The organism is Candidatus Clostridium eludens (assembly GCF_045310515.1).
Taxonomy (GTDB): domain Bacteria; phylum Bacillota; class Clostridia; order Clostridiales; family Clostridiaceae; genus Clostridium_B; species Clostridium_B eludens.
In genome coordinates this window covers 67790-90016 of the sequence record NZ_JBJHZX010000009.1, presented here as the reverse complement: position 1 = coordinate 90016, position 22227 = coordinate 67790, and the positions used below count along the sequence as shown (strand labels likewise).

Sequence of the window (22227 nt, the reverse complement as noted above, 5' to 3'; positions counted from 1 at the left end):
CAGTGCTTATCTCCCACTTTAAAGAAGGTGGGAGTATTAGCAATGGTAGCGTTCGGATAAAAATTATGAAAAAATATCAAAAATCTTCTTGAATAAACCTTGAATGCTAACTTTTGTTTCAGGTTCCTTAATTCCTGCCAACTTATTTGCTATAAAATTTATATCCCTTGACGCCTCTGACTGTGGATAATTTATTAAAAATGGAATTTGATTTCTAACAGCTTGTATAATCTTTCTATCATCGGATACAAAGCCTAAGTATTGAAGTTCCATATTTAAAAACTTACTTACTACACTATTAAATTTATTAAACGTCCTTTCCCCTTCTCTAGCATCTATACTTCTATTTACAATAACCTTAGCCCTGTCCTTTAGTTTAAAATGATTCACAACTTTCACCAAACTGTATGCATCTGTAAGAGATGTAGGTTCTGGTGTAGTAATTACAATAAATTCCTGGCAGCAAGTTATAAAACCTAGCACATCTCTGTTTATACCCGCTCCTGTATCCAGTACTATATAATCTAAATCATTTAATAAAGATAATTTTTCTATAAAACCCTCTCGTTGAGCTTTTGTTATTCCTTCCATTTTTAAAATTCCAGTTCCTCCTGGAAGCAATTTTACTCCAAACGGTCCTTTGATAATCACCTCTTCTACGGTTTTATCTCCAAAAATTATGTCATACACATTATATTTGGGTAAAAACCCCATAAGTACATCATCATTGCCCATACCCATATCTCCATCAAATATTAAAACTTTTTTATTCATCTTTTGCAGTGCTATAGATACATTTACTACAAAATTACTTTTTCCAACTCCCCCTTTACCAGAAGCAACTGCTATTATTACAGGTCTTGTATTATATACTGTATCTACTTTTAACTGTTTGTCTACTTGAGCTAATTTTCTCAACTGTTCAGCCTGATCTAGCATACAATATCCTCTCCCAATACAAGGTTTACTAATTCTTCAGAATTCATAATCTTTATGTCCTCTGGAACATTTTGCCCTGTGGTAACGAAGCTTATAGGTTTTTTAGCTGACTGTACTATATTCAATATAGAACCATAACTACATGTTTCATCTAATTTGGTTATTATTATATCATTGTAATTTAGCTGTTTATATCCATTTATTATTACATCTATATCCTTATTCTTAGTAGTACAGCTTATTACTAAATGTACACTGTTGGTTTCAATCTTGTCTATAAAAGCTCTCAATTCTGATATTTGCATTTCATTTCTACTGCTTCTGCCTGTGGTATCTATTAAAACAATGTCACAATTACACATACTTTCCATAGCCCGTGTTATGTCTTTCATTGAAAATACTACTTGAAAAGGTATATTCATTATATCTGCATAAGTTCTGAGCTGCTCTACTGCCCCTATCCTATATGTATCTACAGTTATAAGGCCTACCTTTTTCTTCTCAACAAGTGCAAATTTACCTGCAAGTTTGGCAATGGTAGTAGTTTTACCTACCCCTGTAGGGCCTACTAGTACAGCTGTACGTTCAAGATTTTTATCATCTACCTTTATCATACTTTTTACTACTTCTTTTAATTTTTCCTCATCTTTTCTATCGTCCTTTATTGCATTTACGCTATCTAATATTTTTCTTACTACACTACTATTAAAATCACTGTTTTCAAGCTTTATTTGTAGTTTACTTTTTCCTATATTTTTATAGGGACCATTCATCATTTCATTTAACATATACTTCATCTGCTGCATTTCTTTTATAAGGACATCATTATTTTTATTTATTATACTGTCCTCATAAAAACTTCTAGATATATTAGAATCTTTCACACTGCCTTCATTTACAGCTTTGCTATCTAAATTTGTGTCCTTCATTTTGCTGTTTACTATTTTTTTTATAGCCTCAACACTGTGCTTCATATCATCTTTATTACTATACTGCCCATTTTTATTTTCTTCTTTTTTATTGTCTACAGCTGCAGTAACTTCTAAAATTTTTCTAGAAAAGAAACCCAATATACCACCTTTTCTGATTTTTCTCTGACTTATAATTATAGCTTCATTTCCTAATTCATATCTAATCCTAGTAATGGCTTCATTCATATTATTGGCTTTATATCTTTTAATGATCATTATATTGAAATCACTCCTTCAGTCTTTATCTCCACATCATTTGGTATTTCATTTAATGATAGTATATTTACCGACGGAAATACCATTTCAATTAATCTTCTAAAAGGTGCCCTTATTTTAGGTGAAACCAGTATTACAGGTTGGTTTTCATAGAAGTAAACCGAGTCCAATACTTTTTTTATGGAATTTAATATTTTACTTGTAGTATCAGGATCTACAGATGGAAAAGAACCCTGCATAGATTTTTGAATATTACCACCTACCAAACTCTCCAATTCTTGTGATAAAGTGACCACTACCATAGCTCCATTTTCATCTATAAAAGAATTGCATATACTTCTTCCTAAAGAAAATCTTACATACTCTGTCAAAAGCTCTATATCTTTTGTGCTTCTGGAGTTATCCGCTAGAGATTCTAATATAGTTACCATATCCTTTATAGATACCCTTTCTCTTAAGAGATTCTGAAGTACTTTTTGGACCTCACCTATTGTAAGCAAATCCGGTATAAGTTCTTCTACTACAGTAGGATATTTTTCTTTTACAGAATCTACTATTATCTTAACTTCTTGTCTTCCAAGTAATTCATAAGAGTGATTCTTAATGGTTTCTGTTAAATGGGTTACCATAACAGTAGTGGGGTCTACTACTGTTAATCCTTTAATTTCTGCTTCTTCTCTTTGATCCTTATTAATCCATGCAGCGGGCAGTCCAAAAGAAGGTTCTACTGTACTTATACCCTGAATAGCAACATTGGAATTAGTAGGATCCATACATAACAGCATATTTGGAATAAGCTCTCCTCTTGCCATTACCGTACCCCTTATTTTTATAACATAATCGTTGGTCTTCAGCTGCAAATTATCTCTAATCCTAATAGGCTGTACTATTATTCCCATTTCAATGGCACACTGCCTTCTAACTGAAGTTATTCTTTGAAGCAAATCACCCCCTGAACCCTCATCTGCAAGTGGTATCAAGCCGTAACCTATTTCTACTTCCATAGGCTCTACAGATATAAGATTCATCACATTTTCTGGTTCCCTATTTTCTATTTCAGTCATCTCTTGATTTTCCATTTCAACTTGCTGTATGCTCTGTTCCTTTTCATCCTTATATAAAAGATACGCTGCTATTCCACAAGCTGCTGCCAATATAAAAAACGCCACATGTGGAAGTCCGGGTATAATTGCTAAAAAGAAAAGAACTGCCCCGGCCATTGCTATTACTTTTGGAAACCCTGTAAGCTGTTTCATAGCCAGTGTACCAAAATTCTCACTGCTTCCAGAACGTGTAACAAGTATACCAGAGGCTGTAGATATTAAAAGAGCCGGAACTTGAGTTACTAGTCCATCACCTATAGTAAGTTTAGTATAAGTCTGGGCTGATGTAGAAATATCCATTCCCTTTATTACAACCCCAATTATTATTCCTGCTATTATATTTACAACCATAATTATAAGTCCAGCTATAGCATCACCTTTTACAAATTTAGAAGCACCATCCATAGCTCCATAAAAATCCGCTTCCATCTGGAGCTTAGTTCTTCTGGCTCTGGCTCCATTTTCATCGATTAATCCTGAATTTAAATCTGCATCAATACTCATCTGTTTTCCAGGCATGGAGTCTAATGTAAATCTGGCAGAAACCTCTGATACTCTGCCAGCACCATTGGTTATTACTATAAATTGTATAATTACTATAATCAAAAATATAATTATTCCCACAATGTAATTTCCACCTACAACAAAATTTCCGAAAGAATTTATAACTTCTCCTGCATAGCCATCTTTTAATATAAGTCTTGTAGAAGATACATTAAGTGCTAATCTAAACAAAGTAGTAATCAAAAGCAAAGTAGGAAATATAGAAAATTGAAGTACCTCCGTGGTAAACATAGTTAAAAGTATAATTATTACAGATAATGTTATATTAAAAGACATAAAAACGTCCAAAACTCCCGGCGGCATAGGTATTATAATCATAAACACTATCATAATAACTACCAGAGCCATTATTATATCTACATTGTCTTTTAAACTAAATCTCCTTTTGCTTCCTTCCAAAAATATCACCTCATCTTATAAACCAAAGCCAGTATCTCTGCTACTGCTTGATACATTTCCATAGGAATCTCCTTATCAATATCCACCTCTTTGTATATAAGTCTTGCAAGAGGTGGATTTTCAATTATGGGGACATCATTATCTTTAGCCATTTTTTTTATTCTGAGAGCTACTAAATCCTGTCCCTTTGCCGAAACTACAGGTGCATTTTGATTTTCTTCATATTTAAGTGCTACAGCTACATGAGTAGGGTTTGTTACTACCACAGTAGCTTTCGGAACTTCTTGCATCATCCTTCTCATTGCCATTTCTCTTTGTTTCTGCTTTATTTTACTTTTAATCTGTGGATCTCCTTCATCCTGCTTATACTCTTCTTTAACTTCTTGCTTGGACATTTTTAAATCTTTATTATATTGAAAGATTTGAAATATGTAATCTATAATAGCTATAAATATCATTATCATAGCTACTCTAAAAAATATGTCTACCGTAAGTTTTGAAATAGCACTTGCTACACTTTCAAAATTTAAATCGCTGAGAGTCATTATATATAAATAGTTATCTTTTACAAATTTAAATCCTATTATGCCAACTACAGTTATTATAGATAGACTTTTTAGAAGTTCCATTATAGCCCTCATGGAAAACATTCTCTTAAATCCATTTATGGGATTTAGCTTTGATAAATCTGGCTTCAGTGGCTGGGAAGTTACAAGCCCTCTTGTCTGGAAAAAATTCGCAAGTATCCCCATAATAAGTATAGGAACAGCTACAGGCAAGAATATAATTGCTAATCTCCATATAGTTATAAAAGCTATTTTTTGAACACTTGCATAATCTAAAGACATAGTCAGATAATTATTTATAAATGCTATCATAGTAGATTTTACCTGAGAACCTACATATCCTCCCAAGGCAAGTATGACTAATGTAGAAGCTAAAAGTGTTAAGGCCAGGGCTATTTCTTTACTTTTTGGAATTTGTCCTTTTTTTCTGGCATCACTTTTTTTTCTGGGAGTAGCCTCTTCTGTTTTATCATCAGATGCAAATATTATAAGTAGAGGTAGTGTATTATAAAAACCCTTTATAGAATCAGGTATGGCCTGAAAAGAATTTTCCATAATCCTCAAAAATATTGGAAGTGCAAAACAGAAGGAACCCAGTCCTATTAATATTTTAATAGGAAGTCCAAGTATCATTATATTAAGCTGAGGAACGGTTCTTGCAATAAGAGACATGGTCAAATCTGCTATAAAAATTATAAGTAGTATTGGTATTGCTATTTTTAAAGCTAAGGAAAAATACATTATAAATGCTTTTATTACAACATTGATAGAGTCTTGAGCTAAGAAAAAACTACCCAGCTTTATAGCTTTATAACTGTCCATTAGAGATTTTATCAACATATGGTGTCCATCTACCGCAAGAAAAACTACCATACTAAACCAGTACATGAGGCGTTCTAAAAGAGTAGTGGAACTATTGGAATTTGGATCAAACATACTCATCATGGAAAGCCCTATCTGCAGGTCCATATAGCTTCCTGCAATTCTAAAAGCTGTAAAACACAAACTTACCAAAAAACCTAAAGTCAACCCTGCTGCAGCTTCATTTATACAGTTGTATACAAATGGTATAGTACTACTTATAGTATTTATAGTAGAATAATCTATTCCTGGCAAAAGTATATATGACATAACTAAAGTTAAGCCTACTTTTACTATACTTGGAGTTCCACTAGGAAAAAATATGGGAACCATTGTAAAAAAACAAAACATCCTCACTGTTACAAGTATTAAAGCTGTAAAATACAAAGTATCTATCAAATTTACTCCACTCCACACAACTCATTTTAGATTTTCTGCAGTTTTAACGGAAGAAAGCCATCCAAAACTTTTAACTCTTAATTATTAACTCTTAATTGTCTCCTCACTGAGTTATATTAGCTATATATGTAAAAATTCTTTCAGTAAAGCTTACTATCTGGTGAAGCATCCAGCTTCCTGTAAGGAGTCCCACCACTGCTATAGCTATCAACTTAGGTACAAAAGTAAGGGTCTGTTCCTGTATCTGGGTAGTTGCCTGAAATATACTTATTATAAGACCTACTAATATTGAAATTATTAAAATAGGTGCCGAAATTAAAAGTCCTGTTTGTATGGCATCTTTTATAATACCCATTATCATATTTTCACTCATAAAATTCACCTCATGAAAAACTCGTAATCAAAGATTTTACCAACAGGTACCATCCATCTGTCATTACAAATAAAAGCAGCTTAAATGGAAGTGATACCATTACAGGCGGAAGCATAAACATTCCCATAGACATAAGTACACTTCCCACCACCAGATCTATTATCATAAAAGGTATGTAAAGCAAAAATCCAATTTGAAACGCAGTCTTCAATTCGCTTATCATATAAGCAGGAACTACTACATAAAGTGGCGCATTATCTTTTGTAACTTTATAATTCAATTTAGCTTCATCCACAAACAATTTAAGATCTTTTTGTCTTGTCTGCCTTAACATAAATTCCCTGAGAGGTTTTGCTCCCTCCTCTATGGCCTGCTCTTGAGTTATCTTATTCTGTAGATAGGGTTGTACAGCTTGAGAATTTATTTTCCCATAAACAGGTGACATAATAAATACTGTAAGAAAAAGGGCAAGTCCAACTAATACCTGATTAGGAGGAGACTGCTGTGTTCCCATAGCAGTTCTCAAAAATCCGAAAACCACTACAATTCTTACAAAGCTTGTCATCATCATTATAAAAGATGGAAGCAGTGTAAGTATTGTAAGCATTATAAGTAAGTTTATATTATCTACATACTGCTGGGGTGTGGTAGCATTATTTGCAGAAATATTTATATTGGGTATAGGAAAATCTGTTGGTGCACCATGAACTTTGGAAGCTGTTGAGATAATAAAACACATCATTAAAACTGAAATAGTTATAATATTTTTATTAAATTTACACTTCATCTTTATCTTCCTTTTTAAACCTGAGTTTTTTAATCAAAAAATTTTCATTGGTTTTCTTTAATATATTTTTTAATCCTATTTTATTGTATAAATCCTTTAGATCCCTGTATTCATATATACTTTTTACATTTTCTATTTCTGATATTTCTGTATTACTCAACTCACATACTATTTCAATTTTACTATTAGTGGATGAAATTACATATGCCCTACTTCCAATTTTTACTACCAACAGACTGTTTTCTTTCGAAAGCTGAGTTCTCTCAATTACTTTTACATACCTACCATTTTGAATGCTTTGAAGCTTACTCCCCCCATATTTTGCAGAAACATATATTAGACAGAGTACAAAACCTAAAGATATAATTATTTTAAAAATCATCCACCATAATTGAAAATCCATATAAATTTCTCCACTTTAAACTAAATTTATAGAAATCATCTACATATTTTACTGTGTTAATATATCACTAAAATATATATTATTTATTTTCCCTTTTTCCAGCATAGGGTTTATTCTTTGAATAATTTGCATCTTTATATTGTCCATATTTTTAGAATTTATATCCGCTACCTTTTTAGTTCTTAAAATCTCTATAATTGCATCTCTTATAATTGGTGTTTTATCCGTTAACTCTGTATCTAGCTTTTTGTCATCATAACCAAGATATACATTCACTTTTAAATAATTTTTTCCGCCTTCATCTGCTAAATTTATCGTAAAATCCTTCAAATCAAAGGTTTTTGCTGAAACTACTTGCTGAAGATAGGCTGAACCTTGGCCATTCTGACCTTGGGCCTGTACTGAAGTGGAAGCATTCTTGTTAGAATCTGAATTTGTGCTTTTCAAAAATTTACTATATCCAAAATAAACTCCTATACCCACTGCTGCTACAAGAAAAAACACTATTAAAATTACCTTTAAGCCTATTCCACCTTTTTTTTTCTCCTTATTTTCCACGGTGCTTTCTCCTTTCAAAATATTATGTACGAATATTATATAAAATTGTAAATTTATTTCTTTAAAGTTATCTAAATATATATTTTTCTCTTATATTCTATAACTTTTTTAATTATTTCATCATTAGATTCCTTAACTATATATTTGTTTCCATTTATAAGGGTAATTACACTTTGTGGAGTTTCTATTAATTTCTCTATATGATCTGAATTTATAACAAATTCTTTGTCATCCAGTCCTGTAAGTTTTATCATAAAATGCCTCCTTAAAATATTTAACATCTTCAAAGCCTTTTATCAAGTGATTCTTAGGTTCAGGTGGAGTTTGCTATAGAGAAATGCTTTTCTCCATCTGAACCTTAGAAGAACTTATCCAGGTGTGTAGCAGTGCTTATCTCCCACTTTGATAGAAAAGCAGAGAACCAAAATTTTTAATTTTGTGTGAATCGCTTTCACAGAGTGCGATGGGAGTATTAGCAATGGTAGCGTTCGGATAAATTTTAACACCTCCGGGCATTGGATTCAATGTAAAATTTATAAATCAAATCACTAATATGTGTAATTTATCGCAAATTATCGAAAATATATATGCATTATTAATGAATTAATACAAACTATAATTTCAATTAAATTTTGAAAATATATTGACAATCTACAGGGTCACTTACCTACATTTATTAAGTCAATATATTTTCAAATTAAAATTTAATTATCTCTTCAAGTTTATTAAATCTTGAAGTATGTCATCATCTGTAGTTATTATCTTTCCATTTGCCTGAAAAGCTCTGCTTGCTATTATCATATCTGTAAACTGTTGGGCCAGATCCACATTTGACATTTCAAGCATTCCCTGGGACATGTCTCCATAACCTCCACTGTTATCAGCAATGGTAGTATCCCCTTTTCCGGTTCTTACTATAGGCTGACCTGAGTTTGAAGATGCAGTATACAAATTCGACCCTTGTTTTAAGAGGCCACTTTCATTTTGAAAGGACACCATAGCTATCTGTCCTAGGGCAGCTGTTGTTCCATCTGCCAGCTGTGCTGTTATGTAACCATCTGACCCCACAGAAAAAGTTTTAACTTTTACCTCCCCAGTACTTTTAGTTACAGAATCCGGAATAGATAAGGGTACCAATTGACCTGTAACTGCTGTTACAGTACCACTACCATCTGCAAAAGCTATAGTATTCTGTGAACTTTTATTATATGTTATAGTGGCGGCATTAGTGCCATCCGTTACCTGATATCCCATAACCCTATGGCCATCTGCCGTCACAAGATTACCATATTCATCCAGAGAAAAGGCTCCGTCTCTTGTGTAATAGGGAGTTACTGTATCTGTGGGTGCAGTTGCCCCACTCCCATTTAATATATTATCAGAAGTGTCAATTCCAACTCCTGTTGTAGTAGAATCTGTTCCTAATGCCCCCGTACCCACTACAAAATATCCAGTACCATCTATGGCAAAATCCAAATTTCTATTTGTAGTTTCCATACTTCCTGTGGTAAAATCTGTACTTATACCTCCTATCTTCACCCCAAGACCGCTCTGTTTTCCATTAACTCCCCCAATGCTGTTGCTGGGAGCACTTGGATCTGAAAGATTTTGGCTTATCATATCCTGAAAATTCATACTCTGCGTTTTAAATCCCGTGGTAGATGAATTGGCTATATTATTTCCGATTATATTTAATTTTTGTTGATTAGCCCTAAGTCCACTAATTCCTGAATACAATGATGGTAACATATATATTTCCCTCCAATTTTAAATTTAATAGTTTTGTTCCGCTTCAATCTCTCCACGAAACCTGGCTTCCCTAAGGTCCAGCCATTTAATAATCAATTACACTATCACCATACTATCTATATTAGTAAATACATTATCACTGCTAGAATTCTTATCCACAGCTGTAATCACAGTTCTGTTTTTTATAGAAGTAATAAATACTGTATCTTTATAAAGCAGTGCAGATTCCCTACATCCTTTATTTTCCGCCCTATTTATAGCAGAATTTATATTTTTCATATCATTTTTACTTAAATTTACATTTCTACTTTTAAGTCTTTCCGCAGCATGCTTTGATATGGTAAAACTATTTGCTTTATCCATTTCACTGTTGAAAGTATCTTTAAAAGATACTTTATTCGAAGTATTTTTTATATAATTTTGTTTATTACATACTTGAGGTAAGTCCCCGACAAAGTGCAATTTACCATTAATAATTCTATATGCCATGGATATCACACTCACTTTTTATGAATTTTCCACTTTTGAAATCTGATCAAAGTAAAAATCTTTAGTTTCACTGTCAGAAATTTTTACTTTTACAGTTATGCCATCTGTTCCCTTAGATACAGATTGAACAACTCCACTGTAATAATTTCCGCTGTCATCTGTCTGGCTTGTCTCAACTTGTTTACCTATAAGAGAAGTAGCACTTAAAAGCATAGTATCACTTGCAGTTGTATTATATGCATTAGAATCATCTACCTGAGTCAAATCATCTATATTAAAGTTCTCAGTTGTATAGGATGTACTTCCAGCAGAGTCTGTCTCTGTGCCTGTCACTACCTTAAGTTCTACATTATCTCCATCCTTCACTACACCAACTACTTTTCCTGTAATATAATTTCCTTGGGAGTCTGTATCGCTTAAAGTTACACTTTTATCTATAAGTGAATTTGCCGTACTAATCTTATTTGTACTGTTCAAATTAGTCATCTGCTGAAGACCAGAAAATTGTGCCAGCTGACTTATATATTCCGTTGAGCTTTGAGAACTGCTGTCAGTTGGATCCTGGTTGGAAAGTTCCGCAGACAATATTTTCAAAAACATATTTTCATCTATGTCCTGACCGCTTTTTACTATTTTAGTTCCATTTGCAGTAGTACTTGAATTTGTAGATGAAACAGAATAATATTTAGCACTATCATCAGAAGTATTAGTATTTACTGATGTTGACATTTTTTACCTCCTTTATAATTTCAAGCTAAGCCAATATATTTACATTATTATTGTCATAATAATTATTTTGCACTATTTCTCTATCTTCTGATATATTGTTTAAAGTTGAATTTTTATTTTGCCCACTATTATCTTTATACTGTTCTTTTCCACTTTCATCTCTGAAAAAAGTAGCATCTTCATTGTATATATTTAAAGACAATCCTTGAATTTTTATATCATTAGTTTGAATTTTATTAGATATATCCTGTAAATTGGCATTTAAAAGATTATAGGCCTCTTTGTTTGAAGCTGTTAACACTGCCTTTAATTTCCCCTCCTGCATAGTAAGATTTATAGTAATTTCCCCCAGTTCTTTAGGATTTATCTTTACGGTTAATTCTTTAACATTATTCACATCCATATATTTTAAAGTTTTTATTATGTCTGAATCGAAAGAATTCTTATTTATAACTATATCTTGTAAATTTTGTATAGAATTATCTGTGTTTAAACTTTTAAACTGAGACATGAAATTAATAGCTTTAGAAATCCTATCTCCTGTATCTCCCTCTATGATCTTTTTCAATACATCTTCTTCACTGCTGGATGTTCTACTTCCTGTGAATGATTCATTATTTCCTGCTGAAGAATTATTAGAACCCTTCTTAGAAATATTTTCACTGGATTCCTCTTTTGCTGATGTAAATAAATTAGCTGTATTTATATTCACCTGGTTAGAAGTATCCTGATTTTGTATTTTAAATCCATATAGGTTCCCAATTGACCCTTCCTGCAGCGTATTTAAGTTCAATTCTTTTGACAATGCAGCATTGACTTCACTTTTAACCTTATCAGATACATTCCCTTCCTGAGCTAACTTAGACAAAATATTACTGCTTAATTTTTCCATAAGCTTTTTATCGAATTCTTTGGATGTTCCAAATTGCTCTAAAATATCACAAAGATCATTTAAATTTTCTTTCACCACTTTTGATACTATATCTTCACTAGAAAAACCTGTATTTTGTTCTTTGTTATCTGCAGTAATATAATTTAAATTCTGCGAAATTTCACTGCTTATTTTATTGCTTATTTCATCTGTAAAATCACTGCTATTTCCCTGTAGATTCAAGTTATCATCATTTTTAAGCAGCACATTAATTAAGTACATTAAACTATTTTCACTTATACTTCCTTGAGATAACTTTTCCTCCAATTCCTTTATATCTTCATCACTAAAACCAGCTTTCTTTAAATCACCTTTCAATTTTTCACTTAACTCCACTTTCTTACTACTGCCATCTTTGTTAACGGATTTTATGTCTTTTGAAGTATCATTTGAATCTTCAGTGATTTCATCTGCTGATTTACTGTCAGACACATCTTGGACTTTCGAAGTCCTATTTTGAGAATTATCTGAAGATTTTTTCAATGTGGTATTAAAATCTTGTGAAGTATCACTGGATGATTTACTACTAGCAGAGGCTAAACCTTTAGTACTGGAATCAATACTGGCTAACTGTACACAATTTAAGCTTATCATTTATCTTTCACCTCCTTTCACTAATTATCATCTCCTTAAACTCCTAATAAATCCATAAAGGGCAAATTCATCATTCAAATTTTGTTCAATTCTATTTTGTTCCTTTTTAAAAGTGTCTATATCTTTATCCTTTAATATTTCTACAGTTTTTCTATCCATTTGCCTTTGCTTTAATTCTTCTCTTTTACTTTCTACAATTTTTTCTTTTTCTTGTAGTTCTTCAATGGTTTCATTTATATTGTAAGTTAAGTTCTTAATATAAATATGTCTTATCTTTTGTTCTATAATAGATCCACTTGAAATATTATTATACTTTTTATAGGTTTCTTCCATTTGTATAAGTTTTTCTTTTGTCTTCAAGCTTTCATTTTGAGCCTGTTGAAATTGTATCTTACTTTCTTCCTCTTTATCCACCCTCATATCAAGAAGTTTTTGAAGCCTAAACCTATATCCTTTCAAATTACCCCTCCTTGTTTAAGTAAAAACATTAATCTCAATTACCCCCTAAATTAAACATGCCGTTCAATCTACTTACACTATTGTTAAATGAGGAGTATTCATCCATTCTCTGCTTTAAATAATTTATTATACTGTCATAATAATTTATTGCCATATCAATATTAGTGTTGTTTCCCCTAATGTAAGCTCCTATATTTATTAAGTCCTCAGAATTTTTATATATAGACAGCATGTCTCTTGCAAAAGAAGCACTTTTCTTATGTGCATCTTGGGTTATTTCCGACATAAGCCTGCTTATGCTGGCCAATACATCTATGGCTGGATAATGATTTTTATTAGCCAAGGAGCGGGACAGCACTATGTGTCCATCTAGTATACCTCTAACGGCATCTGCAATAGGTTCATTTAAATCATCTCCATCTACAAGAACTGTATAAAAGGCAGTGATAGAACCTTTATCTGACATTCCTGCTCTTTCCATAAGTCTTGGAAGTTTTGCAAAAACAGAAGGAGTATATCCTTTGGTAGCAGGAGGTTCCCCAACTGCAAGGCCAATTTCTCTTTGAGCCATAGCGAATCTGGTAACTGAATCCATCATAAGTATTACTTTTTTGCCCTTATCTCTAAAATACTCTGCAATAGCTGTAGCTGTAAAAGCCCCCTTTAGCCTAACTAATGCTGGCTTATCTGAAGTAGCACATACTATAATAGATTTTTTCAATCCTTCTTCTCCCAGGTCTTTTTCTATAAAATCTCTAACTTCTCTTCCTCTTTCACCTATAAGTGCTATTACATTTACATCCGCCTCCGCATATCTGGCAATCATGCCGAGGGTTGTACTTTTTCCTACACCGCTTCCTGCAAATATACCAATTCTCTGGCCTTCTCCACAGGTTAAAAATCCATCTATAGCTCGTATTCCTGTAGAAATTACCTGCTTAATTCTCTTTCTCTTTAGTGGATCTGGCGGATCTGTATCTAATTCATATAAAACGCCAGATGAAATTGTATCTTGTTCAAGTGGATTACCAAGTCCGTCTAAAACCTTCCCGAATAACTTTTCTGAACATTTTACACTTAAAGGTCTTCTGCCAGGTACAACTCTACATCCTGGAGAAATTCCAGTAAGTTCTCCTAGCGGCATTAATATTACATCTTTTTCCTTAAATCCAACTACTTCACAAGCTATACTGCCATTATCCTCGTTATATACATTACATACCTCTCCCACAAAAGCCCTTATACCTTCCACCTCTATAGTTAATCCTATAACCTTTTTTACAACTCCTTCTTGATAGGTAAAACTAGCTACCTTTACTTTCCTGTTTAATTCATAAAAGTTTATCACTTAACCATCACCTTAAATTAAAGACATATATTATTCTACACTTTTAAATATCTCTCTTATTTTTTTCATGGCTATATCTATGGAAAAAACACTTTTGCCATTATTTTTTTCTATAACTACAGTACCTTCTTCTACAGTTTCATCCGGTATTATAAAAATATCTCCTTTAAATGGAAGCCTTTCTCTCCATATGTCAATTTCCTTTTTAAACTCATCACAATATTTCTTTCTGCTTTTTATTATAAAAGTCTCAGTATTTCTAACCTGTAAAAGTTCATTAAATACTATATTATTTAAGCTGTCATTATTCTTAATCTCTTGCTTTAAAATATTTTCTATTACATTTATTATGAATTTTTTAATTTCTTCTTCTTTTTCCTTTAAATATCTATTTTTTTCCTCTACAGAAGCTTTTAAGATTAAACTTGCTTTATTTTTTATATCTTCTCCCTCGATTCTAGCCTTTTCTATATTTTTAGCATATCCTTCCTGGTAAGCTTTTTTAAATGCCTCTTCATATCCCTTTTCGCACCCATCCTTATATCCTCTTTCACTTGCACTTTTATAAGCTTCTTCTTCAATTTTTCCGGCCTCTTCATAGGCTTTAGAAAGTATTTTTTCTCTTTTTCTCCTAGCATCTTCTATCATAGATTGTATTATTTTTTCATAACTATTGATAATTGAATTAGTTCCATTTTCTTCAATATTTTTTTCAAATATTGTAACTATATTTTTGATGCCATTTCCACTTATAATGTCACCTTTTATGATTCTATATGATGATCGCATCCTCTCCACCTCTTGCCAGAACTATTTCACCAGCTTCGTCCAATCTTCTTATAACATTTACAATTCTCTGCTGTGACTTTTCCACATCCATAAGCCTAACAGGCCCTAAAAATTCTATATCTTCTTTTAATGCAGCAGCAGCTCTTTTAGACTGATTTCTAAATATAGTCTCTGACACTTCTTCAGAACATCCTTTAAGTGCCAATGAAAGTTCTTTTGTATCAACTTCCCTAAGTACTCTTTGAATAGATACGTCGTCCAGTGTAATAATATCTTCAAACACAAACATGGATTCCTTGATTTTTTCTGCCAATTCAGCATCCTGTTTTTCCAAGCTCTCTGTAATATTTTTTTCTGTAGTCCTATCTACTTGATTCAATATATCCACAATTGTTTCCACACCACCAATTACTTTTATATCCGATTTAACTACAGAAGACAGTTTAGCATCCAGTACCTTTTCTATTTCTTTTACTACCATATGTGAGATATTACTCATTGTAGCTATTCTATACGCAACCTCAGCTTGCATATTTTCAGGAAGTGCAGACAGTATCTGCCCAGACTTATCTGACTGAAGATAACAAAGTATAAGCGCTATAGTCTGGGGATGTTCATCCGCTATTATATTTAAAAGTTGATGGGCATCTGCTTTTCTAGCTATAGAAAAAGGCCTGAATTGCTGAGTTGCTTCTATAACTTTATCCAATATTTCCAGAGCCCTCTGACTGCCAAGTGCTTTTGATAAAAGGTTCCTGGCATATTCTACTCCTCCCTCTAGCAAATAATCCTTAGCTTTATTCATTTGCATAAATTCTTGAAGTATATCCTTCTTTTGTTCTGATTTTACCGAGTTAATATTGGCTATTTCATAAGTTATCTTTTGTATCTCAGCCTCTGGCAATTTCTTCAGTATTCCTGCGGCAGCTTCCGGTCCAAGAGTTATAAACAATATGGCTGCTTTCTGTACACCAGTTAACTTTTGATTGTCTCTGGCCATTTTTATCACCTCTCATCTTCAGCTAACCATGATTTTATTATATCCGCAACCTGTTCAGGTTTATCCTTTGCATATTTTTTTATTTCTTTTTCAATATGAGTATCTTCAGTATCTTGTTCAAATTCTAAAGGCTTAAATTTAATTTTTTCATTAACCTGAGTATCTTCATCACCCACAACTACATCTATACCCTCTCTAATGTCACCTTCCAATAATTCATCTTCTTCATGTTTTCTTCTCCAAAGTACAACTCCAACTACTATGGCAATTATTACTGCCGCTATGCCCCCTATAATAGCAAATAGCCTGTTTCTGCTTGCCTGTTGTTCGGCTTTTTGCATATCCTGCATATCTTTTTTTGCGTTGTCCTGTGCAGTTGTATCAAAAGGTATTCCCTCCACACTTATAGTATCACCTCTATTACCATCATAGCCTATGGCAGAAACCGCCAGATTTCTTATAGATGTCTTTGTGGCATCATCTACATTTCCATCCAGTGCAATTGATGCTGTAAGTCGTTTTACACTACCCGGTGCTTTTACAGTTTTTTGCTCTACCGTAGGTACATCATAATTTCTAGTAACCTCGTTATGAGTTGAATTTCCATTATTTATATTATTAGTAGTTGTATTGCTCATATTGTTATCTACAGGACTACTTGCTGCATTATTTGTACTTCCTGTATTTGTATCATTTATTGTATGCTCACTTACTACAACACTTTTTTGATCATAAGTTGTAGAATCCTGCTGTACAGCATCAAAGTCTAAATCTGCATTTACTTTTACCTGAACTTTATCCTTTCCATATACAGCTTCTAACATACTTAAAAGATTTTTCTCTAAACTTTTCTCATACTCCTGTTTAAGCTGCTGCTGCTTTTCAGCAGGTATAGTACTGTCAGCACTATTACCTTCATTATCAAATAAATTTTTAGACAATAAAGTCATATTATCATCTATAACTTGTACATTTTCTTTAGGTAAATTTTTCACACTACCAGATACTAAAGAAACTAATGCTCTTACTTGGTCCTGACTTAATTGTTGTCCCGGTTTCAATTTTAAAGTTACCGATGCACTCCCGGGACTTGTATCTTTCACAAATTCAGTATCATCCGGTAATACAAGATGTACCCTGGCATTTTCTACTGCCGGAAGGGATTTTATGGTTCTTTCCAGTTCTCCCTGGAGAGCCCTTTGATAATTTATCTTAATTTCAGCATCTGTGCTTCCCAGACTGCTTTTGTCGAATAATTCAAATCCCTGACTTCCATTGGTCATCTGAACTTCTGAAAGCACTTTCATTCTATCCGCATCTACCTCATTTTCAGGTACTAAAATTGAATTACCCTGCACTTTAACATCTACTTTATCTGTCTGAAGTTGCTTATAGACTGCTGCTAAGTCACTGGAATCCATATTAGAAAACAGTACTGCATATTTTGTTTTTCCTAAGGATATTCCACCAAATATAATTGCTGCTATAACTCCAGCTGTTATAACTCCAAAAGCTATCTTTTTATTCTTACTGAGTTTTTTGAATTTATCTACCAAATTTTTAAAAATCTGTGATAGCTTGCCCATTAATTAGCACTCCTTCTAAAACTGTGTTCTGCTTAATTCCTGATATGCTTCCACAAATTTATCTCTAATTTGTACCGCAAGTTCTAATGACATTTTTGCCTTCTCAGTATCCAGCATAACATTATGTATATCACTTCTATCTCCTTCTATAAACTCTTTAGTACTATTGTTTGCTTGTACTTGTTGGGTATTTACTTCATCCAATTTATTTTTTAGTACAGAAGCAAAGTCAGATATGGAATTTTCATTCTGGCTTTTATCACTATTATCTATATTGTTATTTTGCTGCACTTTATTAAAATCAAATATACTGCTGTTAGGTACATACTCATTCATTTTCATCTATGTATTTTATCCTCCTTTATTTTCCTATGTCTAAAGCTTTGGAAAACATACTTTTTTCTGCCTCAATAGCACTTACATTTGCCTCATAAGATCTGGTAGCTGCCATCATATCTGCCATTTCATTTAATATATTTACATTGGGCATAGATACATATCCACCTGCATCTGCATCTGGATTAGTGGGATCATATACTCTTTTAAATGGCGAGGTATCTGCAACTATTCCAACGGCTTTTACTCCAAGAGGCACATCTTCATATTGACCATTTTTATTTAATTCTTTATCTAAATTTTCCTGAAATACTGCTACTTTTCTCCTGTAAGGATTGCCATCAGCTCCTCTTGTAGTTTCTGCATTGGCCATATTAGAAGCTATGGTATCCATTCTAAGTCTCTCTGCTGAAAGACCACTGGCACTTATTCTTAATGTATTGAAAGCCTGAATCATAACTATTCTCCTTATTTTTCATTTATTACATAACGCTCCATAGACAATTTACTATTAGCTTGACTTACCAGTGCATTATACATAAGAGTATTAGCCGCTTGATTTACTTCTTCAACATCTATATCCACATTATTTCCATCTTGCCTCATACTGCCGCTATTATCCGTTTTAGTTTCTATCTCACCATAATCACTGCCCAATTTAATATGCCTTTCATTATCTGTTTTAAGTTCTAAATCATACATGCTATTTTTTAAAGATTCTTCAAAAGTAACATACTTTCTCTTATATCCTGCAGTATTTATATTTGCTATGTTATCAGATATAGCTTTACTTCTTTCCGATGCAGCATCCAGTCCTTTTTCCAATAAAGTACTTACTAATTCATCATTTGACATATTCCCTACATACACTGTAATTTTCTCCTTTCCATGAAAATATTAGGCATTTTTATATATATGTATTAAATTTTTAATCTTATTTTACTTTTAATTAAAACTTCTACCTAATATACTTTATTTTAACATAATTGCATACTACAATCCACCTAAATATGCAAAAAAAAAAAAAAAAATATGCTACTTAAAAGTTATATGTCAGAACCATTATGACGACTAGAGTAAATAATTGTCTAATTATTTAGACAAATTCAATATTAGCACAAAATAAAGTATATATACTACCTATCAATACAAATTATACCACACCAATTAATAATATTAAAGTTCTTATTACACTTAATCAGTCTATATTATTTTGTAATTATTACTATGTTATAATTTTATGTCGATATAAAAATACAAGAGATACTTATTTTATAAACTTTACAAAAATAAGTATCTCTTATATTTTTACATTAAACTATTATATCACCCAATATTTTGCAATATTTTTAAAACGTCCTGAGGCAACTTATTAGCTTGTACAATCATAGCAGTGGATGCCTGTACAATTATGTCTTCTTTAGAATAATTCATCATTTCTTCTGCTATATCACAATCTCTTATACTGCTGTCTGCATCAGTCATACTATCAGTTAAAGCCTGCATATTATCATAGCTAGTTTGAAATCTGTTTTCAAGAGCACCATATTGACTTCTCAAGGAAAGTATAGTATTTAAAGAGTTATCTATAGCATTTAATGCACTGCTATTATCTCCACTTAATATATCCTTACCCCCTCCTGTTTTAATCTTATACAAATCTGAAATAACACTTTCCCCACTATTAGTTAAATCTACCTGTGGTATGTTCACACTCTCTCCTGAATTACCTCCTACTGGCATACTTAAAGTTTTATTCTGTCCTAATAATTTTAATCCATTAAATTCTGTACTATTTGCCATGGAATTTATTCCTTCTACTGTTTCGTCTATTTCATTCTGTATTATTTTTTTATCATCTTCATTAACTGATCCCCCCGCCTGTACAGTAAGCTCTCTTACTCTCTGAATCATACTTGTAATTTCCTGCAGGCCACCTTCTGCACTTTGCAGCATACTTACACCATCTTGAACATTTTTAGTAGCAGATTGAAGCCCTCCTATTTGCATTCTTATATTTTCGCTTTTTACTAATGCACTAGGATTATCTTTAGCTGTAATTACTTTATATCCACTGGATATCCTGCTGGAATTATTGCTTTGCCTGTTCAAGGCCTGTCTTTGCACTAAATTCATAATCAAGGCTGGCATATTGTAATTTAATCTCATAAGATTCACCTCCTTAAGTATATAAGATATATCAGATTAAAAGCTAATTTTAATTATGTTACTGTTAATACAAACTTAGCCCCTTTACTATACCTTTACACAGTACCTTAACAAATATATACCCCTGCATATTTTACATCTTGTTGATACTCTCAAGTAACCTCCACATTTCTAGTAACACCATCTGACATTTCCGCACTTACACTTGATACAGATTATAAAAACATTTTTTACATTTAGCCCACTGAGTTCAACAGAAGTATACGAATTTAAAATATTTTCACTACAACTATTAAAATTATTATCGGCAATACTTAGAAAATGCTTTAGAAAAAATTACCCTAATAAATTTTTTTACTATAGGACTCCATTTTCACGTAAGTTTCAAACAGTTCTCGAGCCTGTTCTTCATTAATATGTCCACTATCTAAATTTCGGTACAATATATATAAATTAGCATTCATATCTGGATCTAGTCCCTTTGTTTCTTTCATTTTTTCTTGTATTCTATCTTTAAGGGGAATATTATCTCTATTTAACTCATCTTTTAACAAATTTAATAATTTTTCTACTTCTTTTATTACAAATTTATTTGTTGTACTTACCTTTATACTTTTCAGTCCTAAAGTTAACTTATCTATACAATCCTTACTCATAAGTATTTTTTGCTTCTCCATGAAACTAACCCTCACCCTTCTTAGATAATTTTTAGCAATTTAATGAAATATATAGTTAATCTAAAAATTAAAATTAATGTTACCTTTATAGTTATATTTTATCAAGGGAATCATTATTCTGTCAATTAAACTAAAGAAATGCTTTCCTCCACCTGAACCTTAAAAAGAGTTATGTAGATGCACAACAGTGATTATCATCCTCAACTTTGAAGAAGTTAGAGGCGTTAGCTAATCGCTGCATTGAGGTAAAATGGCATAATTGAAGACACAATTACACAAGGCGAAACTTATCTAGTTCCGCCTTAATTTACATGCCTTAAACAATAATACTTAAATTATGCTAAAGCTTCCTTATTATGTTCTAAAAATTGAATTTTATGTGCCTCTACACTAGTAACGTATTTTTTTATTTCTTCTTTGACATAGCTTCTGGCACATATCCTGCCATTTATACCTATAAGTTTGCCTTTTTTTAAATATGAACACAACTTATCTGCATGATTGGTCCAATAAGAAACAGGAATAAAGTCTGCTTCTCTTTCACCTTTATCATTCATAAAATCCTTAGTAACTGCTAAAATAAAGTTTATAACACTTCTATTACCATCTTTCATTTCAACTATTTGTGCATCCTTTGTGAGCCTGCCAATAAGATTAACATTATTCAATACCTTAACCTCCAAGTAATTTTTTTATAATTATATCCCTTCTGAAAGATTTTATTCAGTAAAAGATTTTACAAGATAAAAATATTAAAATGTTTCTCCTACATACCTAAAATTTCCGTCCAATAACTATCTGGATCGGCTATAAAATAAAGTCCCATTTCTTTATTTTCATAACATATACACCCCATTTTTTTGTGGTGAGCATAAGCAGCTTTTAAATCATCTGTCCTAACAGCCATATGAATTTCATTGTCCCCAAGGTTATAAGGTTCTATTCTATCTCTAAGCCATGTAAGTTCCATCTGATATTTTCCTGTCCCATCTCCCATGAATACCAGTATAAAACTTTTATCACCTGCTTCTTTTCTTTTTATCTCTTTAAAATTAAGAGCATCTTCATAAAATCTTATACTTTTTTCTAAATTTAATACATTTATATTATTGTGGTCAAATACAAATCTCATAGTTATCACTCCTCGTATATGTTTTATTTGCTACAATTATATCTCATATCCTTACCTGTGTGAACCAGAAAATTCCACAAAACTAATATGTACATTGTTA

25 protein-coding genes are annotated in these 22227 nt (G+C 32.0%); all 25 read right to left on the bottom strand.

Annotation, left to right across the window (positions count from 1 at the left end; all coding sequences use genetic code 11):
* Positions 1-63: 63 nt before the first annotated feature.
* Positions 64-939, bottom strand: coding sequence for a MinD/ParA family protein (locus ACJDU8_RS07965; RefSeq protein ID WP_406791623.1), 876 nt, complete (start codon positions 937-939; stop codon positions 64-66).
* Positions 933-2126 (bottom strand): flagellar biosynthesis GTPase FlhF, encoded by a 1194-nt coding sequence (flhF, locus tag ACJDU8_RS07960; RefSeq protein ID WP_406791622.1) that lies wholly within the window; start codon positions 2124-2126, stop codon positions 933-935. Before flhF ends, ACJDU8_RS07965 begins: the two co-directional genes overlap by 7 nt.
* A complete protein-coding gene (gene flhA, locus ACJDU8_RS07955) occupies positions 2126-4192 on the bottom strand; it encodes a flagellar biosynthesis protein FlhA (RefSeq protein ID WP_406791621.1) in 2067 nt (688 codons plus the stop codon). Before flhA ends, flhF begins: the two co-directional genes overlap by 1 nt.
* A gap of 5 nt (positions 4193-4197) precedes the next feature.
* Positions 4198-6018, bottom strand: coding sequence for a fused FliR family export protein/FlhB family type III secretion system protein (locus ACJDU8_RS07950; RefSeq protein ID WP_406791620.1), 1821 nt, complete (start codon positions 6016-6018; stop codon positions 4198-4200).
* A 103-nt stretch (positions 6019-6121) separates the two neighbouring features.
* Complete coding sequence (gene fliQ / locus ACJDU8_RS07945; RefSeq protein ID WP_406791619.1) at positions 6122-6391, bottom strand: flagellar biosynthesis protein FliQ; 270 nt, start codon at positions 6389-6391, stop codon at positions 6122-6124.
* A 10-nt stretch (positions 6392-6401) separates the two neighbouring features.
* Positions 6402-7133, bottom strand: a complete 732-nt coding sequence (fliP, locus tag ACJDU8_RS07940; protein ID WP_406791656.1) for a flagellar type III secretion system pore protein FliP — start codon at positions 7131-7133, stop codon at positions 6402-6404.
* 34 nt (positions 7134-7167) lie between these two features.
* Positions 7168-7581 carry a flagellar biosynthetic protein FliO gene (locus ACJDU8_RS07935; RefSeq protein ID WP_406791618.1) on the bottom strand — a complete coding sequence of 138 codons (414 nt, stop codon included), beginning with the start codon at positions 7579-7581 and terminating at the stop codon, positions 7168-7170.
* A 48-nt stretch (positions 7582-7629) separates the two neighbouring features.
* Positions 7630-8139 (bottom strand): flagellar basal body-associated FliL family protein, encoded by a 510-nt coding sequence (locus tag ACJDU8_RS07930; protein WP_406791617.1) that lies wholly within the window; start codon positions 8137-8139, stop codon positions 7630-7632.
* A gap of 71 nt (positions 8140-8210) precedes the next feature.
* Positions 8211-8393: a flagellar FlbD family protein gene (locus ACJDU8_RS07925; RefSeq protein WP_406791616.1), complete on the bottom strand. Its 183-nt coding sequence runs from the start codon at positions 8391-8393 to the stop codon at positions 8211-8213.
* Between the two features lie 454 nt (positions 8394-8847).
* Positions 8848-9888: a flagellar hook-basal body protein gene (locus tag ACJDU8_RS07920; protein ID WP_406791615.1), complete on the bottom strand. Its 1041-nt coding sequence runs from the start codon at positions 9886-9888 to the stop codon at positions 8848-8850.
* A 96-nt stretch (positions 9889-9984) separates the two neighbouring features.
* Positions 9985-10377, bottom strand: coding sequence for a TIGR02530 family flagellar biosynthesis protein (locus ACJDU8_RS07915; RefSeq protein WP_406791614.1), 393 nt, complete (start codon positions 10375-10377; stop codon positions 9985-9987).
* A gap of 18 nt (positions 10378-10395) precedes the next feature.
* Entirely contained in the window at positions 10396-11106 is a 711-nt protein-coding gene (locus ACJDU8_RS07910; protein ID WP_406791613.1) for a flagellar hook capping FlgD N-terminal domain-containing protein, read from the bottom strand.
* 25 nt (positions 11107-11131) lie between these two features.
* Positions 11132-12631, bottom strand: a complete 1500-nt coding sequence (locus tag ACJDU8_RS07905; RefSeq protein ID WP_406791612.1) for a flagellar hook-length control protein FliK — start codon at positions 12629-12631, stop codon at positions 11132-11134.
* 27 nt (positions 12632-12658) lie between these two features.
* On the bottom strand, positions 12659-13090 hold the full coding sequence (fliJ, locus tag ACJDU8_RS07900) for a flagellar export protein FliJ (protein ID WP_406791611.1): 432 nt from the start codon (positions 13088-13090) through the stop codon (positions 12659-12661).
* A 34-nt stretch (positions 13091-13124) separates the two neighbouring features.
* Positions 13125-14438 (bottom strand): flagellar protein export ATPase FliI, encoded by a 1314-nt coding sequence (gene fliI, locus ACJDU8_RS07895; protein WP_406791610.1) that lies wholly within the window; start codon positions 14436-14438, stop codon positions 13125-13127.
* 30 nt (positions 14439-14468) lie between these two features.
* Positions 14469-15227 carry a flagellar assembly protein FliH gene (locus ACJDU8_RS07890; protein ID WP_406791609.1) on the bottom strand — a complete coding sequence of 253 codons (759 nt, stop codon included), beginning with the start codon at positions 15225-15227 and terminating at the stop codon, positions 14469-14471.
* Positions 15211-16227, bottom strand: a complete 1017-nt coding sequence (fliG, locus tag ACJDU8_RS07885; protein WP_406791608.1) for a flagellar motor switch protein FliG — start codon at positions 16225-16227, stop codon at positions 15211-15213. The genes ACJDU8_RS07890 and fliG overlap by 17 nt, the downstream gene beginning before the upstream one ends.
* A 5-nt stretch (positions 16228-16232) precedes the next feature.
* Positions 16233-17813 (bottom strand): flagellar basal-body MS-ring/collar protein FliF, encoded by a 1581-nt coding sequence (gene fliF, locus ACJDU8_RS07880; protein WP_406791607.1) that lies wholly within the window; start codon positions 17811-17813, stop codon positions 16233-16235.
* Between the two features lie 15 nt (positions 17814-17828).
* Positions 17829-18155 carry a flagellar hook-basal body complex protein FliE gene (gene fliE / locus ACJDU8_RS07875; protein ID WP_406791606.1) on the bottom strand — a complete coding sequence of 109 codons (327 nt, stop codon included), beginning with the start codon at positions 18153-18155 and terminating at the stop codon, positions 17829-17831.
* A 19-nt stretch (positions 18156-18174) separates the two neighbouring features.
* The gene (gene flgC / locus ACJDU8_RS07870) at positions 18175-18606 is read right to left on the bottom strand and encodes a flagellar basal body rod protein FlgC (protein WP_406791605.1); all 432 of its coding nucleotides are present in this window, start codon (positions 18604-18606) and stop codon (positions 18175-18177) included.
* Positions 18607-18617: 11 nt separating this feature from the next.
* Positions 18618-19019 carry a flagellar basal body rod protein FlgB gene (flgB, locus tag ACJDU8_RS07865; protein ID WP_406791604.1) on the bottom strand — a complete coding sequence of 134 codons (402 nt, stop codon included), beginning with the start codon at positions 19017-19019 and terminating at the stop codon, positions 18618-18620.
* 456 nt (positions 19020-19475) lie between these two features.
* Positions 19476-20318: a flagellin gene (locus tag ACJDU8_RS07860; protein ID WP_406791603.1), complete on the bottom strand. Its 843-nt coding sequence runs from the start codon at positions 20316-20318 to the stop codon at positions 19476-19478.
* 341 nt (positions 20319-20659) lie between these two features.
* Complete coding sequence (locus ACJDU8_RS07855; protein ID WP_406791602.1) at positions 20660-20995, bottom strand: hypothetical protein; 336 nt, start codon at positions 20993-20995, stop codon at positions 20660-20662.
* 335 nt (positions 20996-21330) lie between these two features.
* Entirely contained in the window at positions 21331-21663 is a 333-nt protein-coding gene (locus ACJDU8_RS07850) for a single-stranded DNA-binding protein (RefSeq protein WP_406791601.1), read from the bottom strand.
* 98 nt (positions 21664-21761) lie between these two features.
* Complete coding sequence (locus ACJDU8_RS07845; protein ID WP_406791600.1) at positions 21762-22127, bottom strand: VOC family protein; 366 nt, start codon at positions 22125-22127, stop codon at positions 21762-21764.
* Positions 22128-22227: the final 100 nt, after the last annotated feature.

Coding starts and splice junctions, on each gene's coding strand:
- ACJDU8_RS07965 (WP_406791623.1), bottom strand. CDS start 939: ATGCTAGATCAGGCTGAACAGTTGAGAAAATTAGCTCAAGTAGACAAA.
- flhF (WP_406791622.1), bottom strand. CDS start 2,126: ATGATCATTAAAAGATATAAAGCCAATAATATGAATGAAGCCATTACT.
- fliQ (WP_406791619.1), bottom strand. CDS start 6,391: ATGAGTGAAAATATGATAATGGGTATTATAAAAGATGCCATACAAACA.
- fliP (WP_406791656.1), bottom strand. CDS start 7,133: ATGATGTGTTTTATTATCTCAACAGCTTCCAAAGTTCATGGTGCACCA.
- ACJDU8_RS07935 (WP_406791618.1), bottom strand. CDS start 7,581: ATGGATTTTCAATTATGGTGGATGATTTTTAAAATAATTATATCTTTA.
- ACJDU8_RS07925 (WP_406791616.1), bottom strand. CDS start 8,393: ATGATAAAACTTACAGGACTGGATGACAAAGAATTTGTTATAAATTCA.
- ACJDU8_RS07920 (WP_406791615.1), bottom strand. CDS start 9,888: ATGTTACCATCATTGTATTCAGGAATTAGTGGACTTAGGGCTAATCAA.
- ACJDU8_RS07915 (WP_406791614.1), bottom strand. CDS start 10,377: ATGGCATATAGAATTATTAATGGTAAATTGCACTTTGTCGGGGACTTA.
- ACJDU8_RS07910 (WP_406791613.1), bottom strand. CDS start 11,106: ATGTCAACATCAGTAAATACTAATACTTCTGATGATAGTGCTAAATAT.
- ACJDU8_RS07905 (WP_406791612.1), bottom strand. CDS start 12,631: ATGATAAGCTTAAATTGTGTACAGTTAGCCAGTATTGATTCCAGTACT.
- ACJDU8_RS07890 (WP_406791609.1), bottom strand. CDS start 15,227: ATGCGATCATCATATAGAATCATAAAAGGTGACATTATAAGTGGAAAT.
- fliG (WP_406791608.1), bottom strand. CDS start 16,227: ATGGCCAGAGACAATCAAAAGTTAACTGGTGTACAGAAAGCAGCCATA.
- fliF (WP_406791607.1), bottom strand. CDS start 17,813: ATGGGCAAGCTATCACAGATTTTTAAAAATTTGGTAGATAAATTCAAA.
- fliE (WP_406791606.1), bottom strand. CDS start 18,155: ATGAAAATGAATGAGTATGTACCTAACAGCAGTATATTTGATTTTAAT.
- flgC (WP_406791605.1), bottom strand. CDS start 18,606: ATGATTCAGGCTTTCAATACATTAAGAATAAGTGCCAGTGGTCTTTCA.
- ACJDU8_RS07860 (WP_406791603.1), bottom strand. CDS start 20,318: ATGAGATTAAATTACAATATGCCAGCCTTGATTATGAATTTAGTGCAA.
- ACJDU8_RS07855 (WP_406791602.1), bottom strand. CDS start 20,995: ATGGAGAAGCAAAAAATACTTATGAGTAAGGATTGTATAGATAAGTTA.
- ACJDU8_RS07845 (WP_406791600.1), bottom strand. CDS start 22,127: ATGAGATTTGTATTTGACCACAATAATATAAATGTATTAAATTTAGAA.